Here is a 14139-nt window from a genome sequence, read left to right as displayed (position 1 = left end):
TCCCATTAATCCCATTAACATTGTAAAGGCTAATGGATCGACGGTGTGGGATGCCGAAGGAAATGCTTACTTGGACTTGTATGGTGGCCATGCGGTGATATCGATAGGACACACGCACCCACATTATGTACAACGTATCACAGAACAATTGAACCGTATTGGCTTCTATTCAAATTCTGTTGAAATTCCAATTCAGCGTGAACTTGCCCGATTACTAGGGGAAGTTTCCGGTAAGGTTGATTATGATGTATTCCTTTGTAATTCGGGCGCGGAAGCAAACGAAAATGCGCTTAAGCTAGCTTCTTTTTATAACAAACGGAAAAAGGTTATAGCGTTTTCAAAAGCTTTTCATGGCAGAACGTCACTTGCAGTGGCAGCAACAGACAATCCAAGTATCGTGGCGCCCGTTAATGAGACAGACCATGTTGTATTCCTTCCTTTTAATGATGAAGAAGCTTTAAAGGCCGCCTTCGAATCATATGGCAATGAAATATCGTCTGTGATTATTGAAAGTATTCAAGGGGTAGGAGGGATCAGAGAAGCCTCAGTCTCCTTTCTTCGCTTGATCCGATCTCTTTGTAACCAATATAAGGCTGTGTTTATTGCCGACGAAGTACAATGTGGGTATGGAAGAACTGGCTTGTTTTATGCGCAAGACTACTCCGGAGTTGATGCAGATATTTATACCATGGCAAAGGGTATGGGAAATGGTTTCCCTATTGGCGCAATTAGTATTTCACCGAAATTTGAGGCTAGTTATGGCAGCTTAGGAACGACATTTGGAGGAAATCATATGGCCTGCGCAGCTGCATTGGCTGTATTGGAGGTTATCCAACAAGAGAAGCTTATGGAAAATGCTGCTCAGGTGGGACAATATCTTATTGATGAACTTAAACAGATTGAGGAGATTATAGAAGTAAGAGGTCGAGGTTTAATGATCGGTATAGAATTGCCGGAATCTTTGGCTCATGTAAAGAAAGATCTCTTGTTAAAGAATCGTATATTTACTGGAGAAGCTAAGCCTTTTGTCATTCGCTTGCTGCCTGCTTTGAATATTACGAAGGAGCATGCTGATCAATTTTTAGTAGCATTGAAGAAGCAGATCAGTGCAGTAACGGTTGCATAAGACTGTCGCTGGGTTTAATCCATGATGGTTTAGCCTGAGCAGATTTATTGTGTTGTATTAGTTTAAATATATACTGAGTGTGACGTGTCTAAATATTGTCCGTTGAAGTGCACTCGAATAAATAAATATAGATGAAAAGATTTTTCTCTGTTAAGGATGTACCTAGTATAGCTGACGTTGTTCAAGAAGCGTTGGTTTTGAAGGCTGCACCCTATGATAATCAGGAACTTGGTCAGCATAAGACGTTGGGACTTGTTTTTTTGAATCCGAGTTTGCGTACGCGTTTAAGCACACAAAAAGCGGCGATGAATTTGGGGATGAATGTCATGGTCATGAATATGGATAAAGACGGCTGGGCTCTTGAGACACAGGATGGTGTTGTGATGAACGGGACAACTGTTGAACATATTCGTGAGGCCGCAGCTGTAATGGGTGAATATTGTGATATCTTGGGACTACGGTCGTTTCCAAAACTGAAAGATCGGGAAGAAGATTATAGCGAAGACCTCTTTAACAAATTCATGAAGTACTGTGGCGTTCCTGTTGTTTCCTTAGAGAGCGCAACACGTCATCCGCTACAGAGTTTGACGGATATGATAACCATCACGGAGTACAAGAAAGTTGAAAAACCAAAGGTAGTATTAGCTTGGGCTCCCCACGTTAAGGCTTTACCTCAAGCAGTACCCAATTCTTTTGCAGAGTGGATGTGTAAAGCACAAGAGGAAGGATTGGTCGATTTTACGATAGCTCAGCCTATGGGATACGAGTTAAGTGAAGAGTTTACTGCTGGTGCAACAATATCAAATAATCTCGAGGAAAGTTTAAATAATGCTGATTTTGTTTATGTAAAAAATTGGTCTTCTTATCAGGAATATGGTGAGGTATATGGTGTGGAAGATAATTGGATGATGGATAATAAGAAGCTAAGTTTGACGAATGACGCTAAAGTCATGCATTGTCTGCCTGTAAGAAGAGATCTGGAGTTATCATCTGAGATTTTGGATGGGCCAAATTCACTTGTGATTAAAGAAGCTAGCAACCGTGTATGGGCTGCTCAGGTTGTTTTGAAACGTATGTTAGAGGATTTGGTATAATCCAGTCCTATTGATTATTGAAAAACTATTTTTATTGGGAAAAGTTGCGTAATGGCTAATAGTGTATTAAATATAATTAAAATTGGTGGCAATATTATTGATGATGAGCACCAATTGGATTCTTTTTTAGAAAAGTTTTCCGCATTGTCAGGAAAGAAAATTCTTGTCCACGGCGGGGGTAAAATTGCGACTCGTTTAGCCAATGAATTGGGGATTCAAGCCCAAATGATTGAGGGACGTCGTGTCACAAATGAGGAAATGTTACGTGTGGTAACGATGGTATATGCTGGATTGACAAACAAGACTATCGTTGCCAAATTACAAAATCTGAAATGTGATGCTGTTGGATTAACAGGAGCGGATGGTGATGTTATAAAAGCTATAAAGCGTCCCGTTAAGGATGTCGATTACGGTTTTGTGGGTGATTTGCTCCATGACTCTGTGAACACCCTTGCGATTAAGAAATTTCTAGAAGCCGGGTTTGTTCCTGTATTTTCAGCGATTACACACAACGGCCTTGGTCAATTGCTTAATACCAACGCGGATACCATCGCCTCCTCATTGGCGGTGTCTTTGGCTTCGTTGTATGAAACGTCTCTGGTTTACTGTTTTGAGAAGAACGGTGTTTTACGTGATGTAACAGATGAGAATTCTGTCATCCCAACCATTAAGTCTGAAGAGTTTGAACAGCTGAAGGAATCCGGTGTCGTTCATGAAGGAATGATTCCTAAGTTGCAAAATGCATTCAATGCTATAAATAAAGGTGTACAAGAGGTCTATATTGGAAATGCTAATAATTTGCATTTATTCCAGCAAGGGCAGTTTGGTACCTGTTTGACATTAAAATAAAAATCTAACCTAAACCTAACGATCGCTATGAAAAAGGTCACCATTATCGGAAGTGGTAATATCGGTCTTTCTTTGGCAAAGGGACTTGTAAAAAGTGAATTTGCGCATGCTGCTGATATTACATTGACAAGGAGAAATCTGAACGCTTTGGCCGAAGAAGCGAGCCGTGGCTTTTCAGTAAGCAATGATAATAAAACCGCAGTACAGGGGGCTGATATTGTCGTCTTTGCTATCTTACCGCAACAGCTTAAAAAGGTGCTGCTAGAAGTAGCCCCTGTAATTGAAAAGACAAATCAAATTTTTGTGTCCATTGTATCGGGAGTTTCCTGTGCTGATTTAAAAGCAGAGTTGGGTGAGGATGCCACGGTAATACGTGCGATGCCAAATACGGCCATAGCAATAGGTCAATCAATGACATGTATCGCCAGTGACAATGCTTCGGACGATAGTTTGAAAGAGGTTGAAAATATGTTTGAATCGGTGGGTTCAGTGGTTGTCATTAATGAAGATCTCATGACATCGGCAACGGCATTATGTGCATGCGGTATCGCTTTCTTTCTTCGTGCTATCCGTGCAGCTTCACAAGGCGGAGTTGAAATTGGATTTCATGCACATGATGCACTTAAAATGGCTGTTCAGACCGCAAAGGGGGCTGCTGACTTGTTGCTGCATACCAATGCTCATCCTGAAGGAGAGATTGATAAAGTAACCTCACCAAAGGGCTGTACAATTGCGGGACTAAATGAGATGGAACATAACGGTTTTAGTTCTGCCTTTATAAAAGGGATTAAGCTGTCTGCAGATAAGGCAGGAGGATTGTATCATGAAGGATAAGGAATGCCTGTTTGAGGATGCCTTAAATCTTTTGAAACAATTAATTGGATTATCCTCTTTAAGTAGAGAAGAGGAACTTACAGCAAATCTTATTTATGGTTTCTTTGAGGAACGAGGCATCAAAACCTATCGAAAGGGCAATAATATTTGGGTATATAATGCCCATTATGATCGTGCTAAACCAACAATACTGCTCAACTCTCATCACGATACAGTAAAACCAAATACAGGTTATACAAGGGATCCGCTAAAGGCTACGGTAGAGGACGGGAAATTGTACGGTCTGGGAAGTAACGATGCTGGTGGCTGTCTGGTTTCTTTGATCGCAACTTTCTTGTATTTTTACCAGCAGTCGGATTTAAAATATAACTTCTGTCTCGTTGCAAGCGCCGAAGAAGAGATTTCTGGTAGGAATGGTATAGAATCTGTTTTGGATGAAATTGGTCCTATTGATTTTGCTATTGTGGGGGAGCCCACCTTGTTGGATTTGGCTGTTGCAGAAAAAGGATTGATTGTATTGGATTGCACCACTGTGGGAACCGCTGGCCATGCTGCTCGTGATGAAGGAGATAATGCGATCTATAAAGCGATCAAAGATATTGATTGGTTTCGAAATTATTTGTTTGAGAAAACTTCACCGACCTTAGGTCCAATTAAGATGTCGGTAACAGTTATTCAGGCGGGATCGCAGCATAATGTTGTACCGGCTACCTGTAGCTTTGTTGTCGATGTGAGGACTACAGACGCTTATTCGAATGAAGAGACATTAGCTATTATCAAAGCTCATGTGAAATCGGAGGTCTCAGCGCGTTCGACACGTTTGAAGTCTTCTTCGATTTCTGACAGCCATCCAATCGTTAAAGCGGGTATTGCACTGGGACGTAAAGTTTATGGCTCACCTACGATGAGTGATCAGGCTCTTATCCCTGTTCCCTCTTTGAAGTTAGGGCCTGGCGATAGCGCACGCTCACATATGGCGGATGAATTTATTTATATTGACGAGATTAGGACAGGAATAGATCTCTATATCGGCATGTTAGAAATGATAGTATAAAAAAAGCTTCCATTTTTTGATGGAAGCTTTTTTTATACTAGACCAAGCTGATTTGACGTTTTATACTCTCTTCGAGAGAGATAATGGTCTCTGTACGTTGGATTCCAGGCACAGATTGAATATCTTCATTCAGTACTTTTCTGAGGTGCACTGTATCTCTACAGATTATTTTGGCAAAAATACTGTATTGGCCAGTACAATAATGTAATTCGACCACTTCTTTGATTTCTTTCAATTTATCTACTGCATCTGCATATTGTGAACCTTTTTCAAGATAGATACCCAAAAAAGCTGTAATATCAAATCCGACTTTTTGAGGATTGATAATCAGATTTGATCCTCTAATGATACCTAGTTCTTCCATCTTCTTCATTCTAACGTGAATTGTACCACCTGACACGATTAGCTTTTTTGCTATTTCGGTATAAGGAATAGAGGCATCGTTCATTAGAATAGACAAGATTTGGATATCCAAATTGTCTAGATCATAGTTTGCATATTGATTTTCCATTAACAATGGGTTTTGTGTTCATTAACTGGCCGTTGCATCAGAATCGGACCAATAGCTAAAATAATTAAATTTATTTCAAAATTACTAAGAATTTTCGGTTTATAGATGTAAATTTAATAAAAAATACGAATTGATATTGATAATGTTATATGTTTTTGATAGAAAGTGGTTATACTTATTTTAGCGCATATTTTGTTGTTGGATAAGTAATTGCTATCATGGACGATAGCAATATTGGGCTAGATTATTTAAGTATATATTGCGAATAATTAAAGAATATCGATTTACTGTACTATAAATTTGATGATTTTGTTTTATCGTATGATCATTTAAAAATTTGAACGCCATATTTTGATAGAGTAAATAAAATAAAGAGGAAAAGGAGATGGAAGAAGTTCAAGACGTAAAGATTTCGAAGAAGAAACCAATTTTTGAAGTTGGTGAGGGACTGCATAAGTATCTTAAGCTGTATCAGCGCGATGAAAAGCTGCCAATAGGATATAAGGATCTTCTGAATTTCACGGAAACAGTACCTGTCATGGATAAATTTGGCAACGACACCTTTTGGGAGACTCCACTATATCCACACTACTTTATGGATCAATTGTATGACGGACTAAAGGTGATTTATGCAAAATTGAAAGCATCGGGTAATACGCGTATAGTACAACATAAATATATTGATCGTGTAGAATATTGCGGTTTTGGTAATACGAAGCCATTTCGTATACGGATCGTAAATCGTCTAAATGATGTTTACGATTATTTCTACATCAAACAGGCCGACGCCTCGAGAATATATGGATTGGAGCTGGAAGAAATATTGTCTCCCAATCAGGTAAATTACATGGTAGACCACGATACGCTGGTTGAAGAACATATTGTCGGAATTCCTGGAGATACATTTTCAAAAACACGGATGTTTTCTCCGGATTATAATTTGACCCGAATTTCCAAAGAGTTTGTAAAATTTAATGAGAGATGTATTATTACCTTATTGGGTGATATGCGAGCCTATAATTTCGTCATGCAGATTACGCCTGATTTTGATGATTTTCAATTTAGAATTAGAGCTATTGATTTCGACCAACAGTTTTATGAGGGGAATCCGAAAGTTTATATGCCTCAATTTTTTAAGGAAAACCTTCCCTATGTTAAGCTGGCCATGGAACATTTGAACGAAAAGACAGTATTACAATATCAACAAGAGGAGCGTTCTTCTATTGTACACAGAGTTCGAAGCGAAAGACACCGAATTGCTGATTTGAGGGATGCTTCGCAGACGCAGGTACTCTCCACTTTAGAAAATATTAAACAGCTACGCGAGGGCTATGCGGAATTCTATCAGAATAACTCCTACCTCAAATGTAAAACGATGACCGATATCGTCGAGTTAAACGTAAAAAGTGTGATTCGTCAGGTGCAGATGTAATTACTTGACGCGATCCTTATTGTCTTTGATGAAGGAGGACCATCCTGAGTAGGATTTACTGCTGCCCGATACCGCATTCTTCTGAAAAGAATGGCAGACAGCAATTGCCAAGCCGTCAGTAGCATCTAGAAACTGAGGTGTTTCTTCAAATTTCAATAGATTCTTTAACATTGCAGAAACCTGCTCCTTCGTGGCATTTCCATTCCCTGTGACAGATTGTTTTATCTTTCTTGGAGAATATTCAAAAATCGGAATATCTTGTGCAAGTGCTGCCGCCATGGCAACACCCTGTGCTCGTCCTAACTTAAGCATTACCTGTATGTTTTTGCCATAAAACGGTGATTCGAGTGCTACACAGTCGGGATTATATTCTTGCATCAAAGCAGAGGTTTTTTTGAAAATACGTTGTAGTTTTAGTGCCTGATCATCTAAATGGCCCATTTTGATCACACCCATGGAGATCAGTGATATATTATTGCCCACTTCTTTGATGATACCATATCCGAGTACGACTGTTCCAGGATCGATTCCTAAAATTATTCTTTCTTTCGCCTTTTCCTTCTGCATATGCAATAATACAAATTTTGCGTTTTATTCGTGGATTGCATGCGACAAAACTTAATCATTTGGCTAAAATTTAGTAACATTGCTCTCTAATTATCAAAAGTTGACTGGAATACAAAAAAAATACGTCAGTCTTTTATTGAAGATATTGGTGTTTGCCCTAGCGACCTGGTATATCGTCGTGAAAGTATCTGATAAAAGCAATATTGAGAAGTTTAAGACACTAATTGCTGGCTTGGAACAACATTCTGTTGCATGGACGCTTGTCCTGATCGTAGTATTAATGCTTGTCAATTGGTTGCTTGAGGTCGTAAAATGGCGATACCTCGCATCTAAATTGGAAAATATTTCTTTTTGGAGGGCATTTCAGTCAGTTTTTTGCGGACTCTCATGGGCTATTTTTACCCCTAATAGGATTGGAGAGTATGGCGGGAGGGTACTTTTTCTACAACCCCAGCATAGGGCTAAGGGCGCTGTGGCGATGGGAGTAGGATTATTTGCGCAATTGGTTTTGACAAGTGTTGCCGGCGCGTTGAGTATTGCTTGGTTTGTCTGTAAATTTCTTTCGCCCCCTTTATCGGTACAATTTGGCGTATGGCTGCTCGCTATTATCTATGCTGCTGGATTTGTCATATTATATTTCAACGTAAAATGGATTGACTTGTTGGTCGGTAAAATTAAGTTTTTGACCCGTATTAAACCTTTTTTTGAAGTATTAGAGCATTATTCAATGTCCGAACTTAGTATTGTTCTTTTAAATTCCTTAGCACGATTTATCATTTTTACATCTCAGTATATCATCTTAATGAAGCTTACATTGCCTGAACTGCCGCTGTTATCCATGATTCTGATGATTTTTATCCTGTTTTTTGTCCAGGCCGCCTTACCAACATTGGATATTTTTGATTTCAGTGTAAGAAGTTTTGTAGCAAGTAATCTATATAGTTATATCACGACACAAGAAATAGCTGTCATGGCTATTGTTTCCTGTATTTGGTTTGTGAATTTGATTCTTCCGGCAGTATTTGGTTCTATTTTTGTTTTTAAGATTAATTTTTTCGGTGATACAAATACTTAACTATTTATTGATCAGTTTTGCTTGCGTTTACGCAATTCTGGTTTTATGGATGCGTAGAGGCTGGTTCTTAATCCCAGTACCCAGCAATCTTATTCAGCCAACAAAAGCGATTTCTGTGATTATAGCTGCGCGGAATGAAGAGCTCAATATAGGCCGTACCATCGACTGCATATTGGCCCAGGATTATCCTGCAGCACTCTTGGAACTTATTATTATTGACGACCATTCAGACGATAATACGTCGTTGATTGTGAAGAAATACGCTGGAAAGGGGGTGAGGCTAATTCAATTGAATGAAAATGGACGTTTGAATTCATACAAAAAACTGGCAATTTCAAAGGCCATAGCATGCTGTAAGGGCGATATTATTATAACCACTGACGCAGACTGCCGTATGGGACCAAATTGGTTAGCAACGGTCGTCGGTACATTCGAAAAAGAAAATGCCTATTTACAGTCTTCTCCGGTAGTGTATTCAGAAGAAAAAGTTTTTTTTGAACGACTCCAGACCTTGGAATTCCTTTACTTGATAGGCCTTGGCGCTGCTGGTATTGGAAATAAGAAACCAACAACTTGTAATGGGGCAAATCTGGCATATCGGAAAGATATTTTTGAACAAATGGGCGGATTTAAAGGAATCGATGAGCTTGCCTCGGGAGATGATGAACTTTTCTTACATAAAGTAGCAGAACAGTATCCTGAAAAAATAACGTTTTGCAAATCAAAAGATGCTATTGTTTACACGGATGCCAAACCAGATTTAAAGTCATTTATCAGTCAGCGCCGACGCTGGGCTTCGAAAAGTACTAAATATAAAAATAAAGGTGTGATCGCCTTGGGAATTTCCATTTGGTTTTTTAATGTATTGATTTTAGTTGCTTTGGTTCTCGCTCTTTTTGGCGTAAATTTCGTTGCCTGGGTCGTACTTTTTGCATTGCTGTTAAAGATGATCGTTGAATTTCTTTTTATTCGGCCCTTAACTGTATTCGCAAGCAGAAAGGAACTCTTATGGTATCTGCCTTTACTGAGCTTAGCGCATATCTTTTACCTAACTTATATCGGCATATTGGGTAATGTTGGGAAGTATGACTGGAAAGGTCGGCAAGTCAAATAATTTTTTCCTATTTTTCGACCCTCAATCTTATGGCTTCTTCAGCTGATTTTACGATTTCCTCAATTGTCTTTCCTTCCGTATCTAAGGGATTGAGTACCTCCCACGTCATATGGAGAAAAGGTGTCAGTGGGTACATCCCATATTGTACCATTTCGTAGGACCCGGTGATGGCAACCGGAACAACGAGTGCATTTGGATTTTTCTTTAATAATGTGGCAATTCCACCAACATGGAAGGCTTTCATTTTCCCCGTCTTTGATCGCGTTCCTTCCGGAAAAATAAACGCCGACCAGTTTTTGGTTTTCATATTGTTGGCGAGTTTCAGTATCTCGGCAATAGATTGTTTGGGGTCATTGCGATCGATATTTGCGGCGCCGCCATGTTTCAGGTTAAAAGAGATACTCGGTATACCACTAGCAAGTTCTATTTTGGAAATAAACTTCCCATGAAATCTACGTAAGAAATAGATCATTGGGGGGATATCAAACGTACTTTGGTGATTGGCTACAAACACAATGGGCTGTCCCGTTGGAATATTTTTATTGTCGATAAATGTCACGCGGTTAAATAGCGTGTAATAGGAAGCGACAAGACAGGCATTTAATATATCTACACTCCTTTTATGGGCATTGTATCCTCCTAGCTTCAAACATAGCCACTGTATGGGGTGGAAGATAATCAAGGATAAACCAAAACAAAACCAAAATATTATAGATAGGAAATAGCCTAAAAACTTCTTCATAAACGTTATTTAATGATACAAATATATCATTAAGCAATGGTTTTTGAAAGATATTGATTTTATAGCGTTTTGTTTTAATATTATTAATGTTATCTTTAATAATGTTAATATACATATTGTTTAATGAAAAAAATACCAATTGATTGTCCCTGTTGTGAAGCGAAGTTAACGGTTTCTAAGTTGGTGTGTGACTCTTGTGAGACTGAGGTTGTCGGTAAATTTTCATTGCCCTTACTCATGCAGCTCACTGTCGAGGAACAGGAATTTGTCATGAACTTTTTGAAGCATTCAGGAAGTTTAAAAGAAATGGCAAATCAAATGGGAAAATCCTATCCGACAGTCCGCAATATTCTCGACGATCTGATTTATAAATTGAAATCTATTGAACATGCATGCGGTGGCGGCGGACGGAGCTCTAATTAGCATTCTAAGCATTCTGAACTATTTATAAACTTACAATTATATCAAAATGAAAAGTAATAAAATTTATACCGAAAGTCAATCTTTTTTTAGCTGGTGGCTCTGTCTGATCCTTTTAACTGTCAGTGTGGCTAGTTTTTCTGTACACTGGCATGATCTCTTACGTTTGAATTTTGTTCTATTATTTCAATTGCCGGGCTTCTGGATCAATTTAGTATTGTGGGGACTCTTTGCCGTGTTGAGGTTAAAAACAACGATTCATGAGGAAGAGGTTGAAGTCCATTTTTTCCCTTTCAACTTCTATCGAAAACGAGTGCAGTGGTCCGATATACAATCTATTGAGGTGCGGAAATATAATCCGATAGGCGATTTTGGTGGATGGGGACTACGGAGAGGAGTGAGGGGCCGCGCTTTTTCAGCTCGGGGCAACATAGCTCTACAACTTACACTGAGAAATGGTAAGGTATTGCTTATAGGAACCCAAAATCCAGTAGAAATTGAACATCTAAATTTATCTCAATTTTTAAAAAATGAAAGTTAAACAGATTTTACTGAATCCATTTGCCGAATTTATGGAGTGGAAATTATTTTTTGTGGGTGTTTTCGGATTCTTGTTATCAAGCTATTTTATTTATTTATCTGGTCAGCAATTCAATGGATTTATGCATTTCTATCAACCAGAAATGACGGTTTCTCTGTGGGCTGTTATGCGCGTTCACGCCTATATGGTTTTGGCTCCTTTTACACTTCTCTATGCTATAGGGACGTTATTAAATAGAAAGACCAGGATTATTGATGTCATGAATGTCATTTTGATTATGCCATTTCCGCTTTATCTTGCATTATTTCTAGGGAAACTTCTCAACCAGGACAAATTTTCGGATGAAGTCTTAAAGGCAGTGCAGAGCGGCGATCATACATTGGAGGGAGTTGATAAAACAGAGATGCTCTTTTTCGGTATGTTTGGAATCATCAGTTTATTAATGCTGTTTTATCAGTTCTATTTATTGGTCAAGGGCATGAATGTAGCCGTTAATAATAAGAAGATTGGGATCAGTATATTATTTGTGGGATTATATTTTATACTGGATCTATGTATACAGTTTTATTTTTAGTAAAAAATGACAATGAGAAAAATTTTGTACCTATTTATCATTTATTTCCATTTTTCATGTTCCCATGCACAGACATTTGATGGCTCATGGAAGGGCGAGGTAAGTGTTTCGGGGCAGAAGTTGCTATTGGTATTCAATCTACAGCAAGATAGCACAGGAAACTGGAATGGAACCTTTGAAAGTCCAATGCAAACGTCACAAAAATTTGCAATAAGCCAAATACGGATCCAACACGATTCAATTTGGATGGATGTGAAAAATATCGGTTTAGCTTATGCTGGTTTTTTGGATCGGGACAAAGATGTGATGAAAGGCGGCATGAAGCAGGGAACTTTTGAATCTGCGATGATTCTGGTTAGGAGCGAAAATGAACAGAGTGGACTGTCTCGTAAGCAGGATGTTTTTCCTCCCTATGACTATATGGAAGAGGAAGTATCATTTAAAAATAACAAAGGTAATTCATTTTTAACGGGATCCTTAACCTATCCAAAGGGTAAAGGACCATTTCCTGCAGTAGTATTGGTCAATGGTAGTGGACAACAGAACAGAGATTCTGAAATGTTTGGCCACCGACCTTTTAAGGTTCTCGCTGATCATCTTACTAAAAATGGTTTTGCGGTACTGCGTTATGATGACCGAGAAATAGGTGGATCGAAAGGCGAAGTGAATTTAGCGACAACGATCGATTTTGCTTCTGATGCGAACGCCGCAGTAGATTTTTTAAGCAAAAAAAACATCGTTGACGTTGATAAAATCGGGATGATTGGCCATAGCGAGGGTGCTTTAATTGCCGAAATAGTCGCATCCGAGAATGATAACGTAAAGTATATTGCAATGCTATCTGGACCGGTATTAAAAGGAGACTCATTGTTAATCTTACAGAGTTATGCTTTAGGAAAGGCGGGTGGATTGTCGGAAGCTGCATTAACGATCAATAAAGCAAATAACAGAAAATTATATACTATTTTAATGAGGGATGAACCACCAAAGGTTTTGTCTGAAACTTTGGAACAGGAACTTATTCATCAAAATAACAACAATCCGTTGACTCCCGATATGAGAATTAAACTCAGTCCGATGATGAGTCCTTGGTTTAGGACTTTTCTCAGAATTGATCCGGCTTATTATCTGAAGCACCTGAAAGTACCTATTTTTGCTTCTTTTGGCGGGAAAGATGTTCAGGTGCCTGCAAATGAAAATATTTATAGCCTTCAGCGTCTGCACCTAAATACGACAGATGTGACAATTAAAAATTATCCAAACTTAAACCATCTTTTTCAAAATTCTCAAACGGGTAAAATCGAAGAATACTTTGAGAATTCAGAAAGCTTTAACGAGCAACTGATGGATGATCTGACAAAGTGGCTTAAGATGAAAACCAAGTAATTCATTATCTATCCGCATAGTTTTAAACAAAAAGAAGGTAATTTAATAAGCGGCTAAATTACCTTCTTTTTGTTTTTGTAACGATTTTAAGTTGGGGCAGATCGTATACTTACTAGGGTGTTGTATTCGCTACAGGAAGTATTTTTCCATTAAAATAGCGGTGTCCATTTTGAGCGAAATCCGCGATATAGCGCCCCATTTCGAAGGCCAATGTACCGGCTTCAACACCCGGAAAAGCGGCCTCAAACATTTCAGTCTGAGAAGATCCCAACGCTAAACAGTTAACCTTAATTCCCTTTTCCTTAAATTCTTCAGCCAAACACTCTGTGAGTATCGATAATGCTCCTTTGCTGGCTGAATATGCTGAAAGACCAGAAAACTTCATGGATCCCTGGAAACCGCCCATGCTGCTGATATTTAAGATATGTGATCCTGCCTGCATCATGGGAACAACATGTTGTATCATATTAACGTGCCCCATTACATTGATCTGCAACATTTCAGCAAAATCTTGTCCATCAGTTTCCATAAATGGCTTATAGATGAGTGCACCCGCATTGTTTATCAAAATATCAACCTTATCAAATTTTGACTGAATGAAGGGGACTAGCGTAGCATAGTCGTCGTAGACAATATCAAATTGGGCAGGATATAACGCTCCGCCATCAAAATTGAGTTGGCCTGCAATTTCGTGAAGCTTTCTTAGTTTGTCCGCTGATCTGGCCAATGCAATTACGTTGTTGTCCTTTTTAGAGGTCAAATCCAATACCGCTTCAAATCCAACACCACTGCTGGCTCCTGTAATAATAATATTTGCCAT

The 14139-nt window shown here is 38.7% G+C and carries 16 protein-coding genes; 12 read left to right on the top strand and 4 right to left on the bottom strand.

What is annotated here, in order from left to right; translation table 11 throughout:
• The 5 genes from B3139_RS16800 to B3139_RS16780 form a co-directional block, all read left to right on the top strand.
• A partial coding sequence (locus B3139_RS16800; protein ID WP_293884704.1) for an aspartate aminotransferase family protein occupies positions 1 to 1126 on the top strand: 1126 nt, incomplete at its 5' end.
• 131 nt (positions 1127 to 1257) lie between these two features.
• Positions 1258 to 2220, top strand: a complete 963-nt coding sequence (locus B3139_RS16795) for an acetylornithine carbamoyltransferase (protein WP_293884703.1) — start codon at positions 1258 to 1260, stop codon at positions 2218 to 2220.
• Between the two features lie 51 nt (positions 2221 to 2271).
• Positions 2272 to 3069, top strand: coding sequence for an acetylglutamate kinase (argB, locus tag B3139_RS16790; RefSeq protein ID WP_293884702.1), 798 nt, complete (start codon positions 2272 to 2274; stop codon positions 3067 to 3069).
• A gap of 27 nt (positions 3070 to 3096) precedes the next feature.
• Positions 3097 to 3903 (top strand): pyrroline-5-carboxylate reductase, encoded by an 807-nt coding sequence (gene proC / locus B3139_RS16785; RefSeq protein WP_293884701.1) that lies wholly within the window; start codon positions 3097 to 3099, stop codon positions 3901 to 3903.
• Positions 3893 to 4957, top strand: coding sequence for a M20 family metallo-hydrolase (locus tag B3139_RS16780; RefSeq protein ID WP_293884700.1), 1065 nt, complete (start codon positions 3893 to 3895; stop codon positions 4955 to 4957). Before proC ends, B3139_RS16780 begins: the two co-directional genes overlap by 11 nt.
• Positions 4958 to 4994: 37 nt before the next feature.
• On the opposite strand, the gene B3139_RS16775 is transcribed toward B3139_RS16780, so the two are convergent.
• Entirely contained in the window at positions 4995 to 5468 is a 474-nt protein-coding gene (locus tag B3139_RS16775; RefSeq protein WP_046674894.1) for an Lrp/AsnC ligand binding domain-containing protein, read from the bottom strand.
• Positions 5469 to 5853: 385 nt separating this feature from the next.
• On the opposite strand from B3139_RS16775, the gene B3139_RS16770 reads away from it, so the two are divergent.
• The gene (locus B3139_RS16770; RefSeq protein ID WP_293884699.1) at positions 5854 to 6900 is read left to right on the top strand and encodes a hypothetical protein; all 1047 of its coding nucleotides are present in this window, start codon (positions 5854 to 5856) and stop codon (positions 6898 to 6900) included.
• Here the strand turns inward: B3139_RS16770 and ruvC are convergent, their stop codons facing one another.
• Positions 6901 to 7467, bottom strand: coding sequence for a crossover junction endodeoxyribonuclease RuvC (gene ruvC, locus B3139_RS16765; RefSeq protein WP_209577727.1), 567 nt, complete (start codon positions 7465 to 7467; stop codon positions 6901 to 6903).
• Positions 7468 to 7567: 100 nt separating this feature from the next.
• On the opposite strand from ruvC, the gene B3139_RS16760 reads away from it, so the two are divergent.
• Positions 7568 to 8542, top strand: a complete 975-nt coding sequence (locus tag B3139_RS16760) for a lysylphosphatidylglycerol synthase domain-containing protein (RefSeq protein WP_293884698.1) — start codon at positions 7568 to 7570, stop codon at positions 8540 to 8542.
• Positions 8526 to 9656, top strand: coding sequence for a glycosyltransferase (locus B3139_RS16755; RefSeq protein WP_293884697.1), 1131 nt, complete (start codon positions 8526 to 8528; stop codon positions 9654 to 9656). The genes B3139_RS16760 and B3139_RS16755 overlap by 17 nt, the downstream gene beginning before the upstream one ends.
• Positions 9657 to 9663: 7 nt before the next feature.
• On the opposite strand, the gene B3139_RS16750 is transcribed toward B3139_RS16755, so the two are convergent.
• Entirely contained in the window at positions 9664 to 10398 is a 735-nt protein-coding gene (locus tag B3139_RS16750; RefSeq protein WP_293884696.1) for a lysophospholipid acyltransferase family protein, read from the bottom strand.
• A 123-nt stretch (positions 10399 to 10521) separates the two neighbouring features.
• Between B3139_RS16750 and B3139_RS16745 the strand changes: the two genes are divergently transcribed.
• From B3139_RS16745 to B3139_RS16730, 4 genes are read left to right on the top strand one after another with little or no spacing between them, the layout of a single operon-like run.
• Entirely contained in the window at positions 10522 to 10821 is a 300-nt protein-coding gene (locus B3139_RS16745; protein WP_293884695.1) for a DUF2089 family protein, read from the top strand.
• A 46-nt stretch (positions 10822 to 10867) separates the two neighbouring features.
• On the top strand, positions 10868 to 11359 hold the full coding sequence (locus B3139_RS16740; RefSeq protein ID WP_293884694.1) for a hypothetical protein: 492 nt from the start codon (positions 10868 to 10870) through the stop codon (positions 11357 to 11359).
• Positions 11349 to 11933 carry a YIP1 family protein gene (locus B3139_RS16735; RefSeq protein ID WP_293884693.1) on the top strand — a complete coding sequence of 195 codons (585 nt, stop codon included), beginning with the start codon at positions 11349 to 11351 and terminating at the stop codon, positions 11931 to 11933. The genes B3139_RS16740 and B3139_RS16735 overlap by 11 nt, the downstream gene beginning before the upstream one ends.
• 12 nt (positions 11934 to 11945) lie before the next feature.
• The gene (locus B3139_RS16730) at positions 11946 to 13319 is read left to right on the top strand and encodes an alpha/beta hydrolase family protein (RefSeq protein WP_293884692.1); all 1374 of its coding nucleotides are present in this window, start codon (positions 11946 to 11948) and stop codon (positions 13317 to 13319) included.
• A gap of 112 nt (positions 13320 to 13431) precedes the next feature.
• On the opposite strand, the gene B3139_RS16725 is transcribed toward B3139_RS16730, so the two are convergent.
• Positions 13432 to 14139, bottom strand: coding sequence for an SDR family NAD(P)-dependent oxidoreductase (locus B3139_RS16725; RefSeq protein WP_293884691.1), 708 nt, complete (start codon positions 14137 to 14139; stop codon positions 13432 to 13434).

The organism is Sphingobacterium sp. UBA1498, assembly GCF_002325125.1.
Lineage (GTDB): Bacteria > Bacteroidota > Bacteroidia > Sphingobacteriales > Sphingobacteriaceae > Sphingobacterium.
The sequence above is the reverse complement of the archived record's forward strand: the minus strand, read 5'-3'. Positions and strand labels throughout refer to the sequence as shown.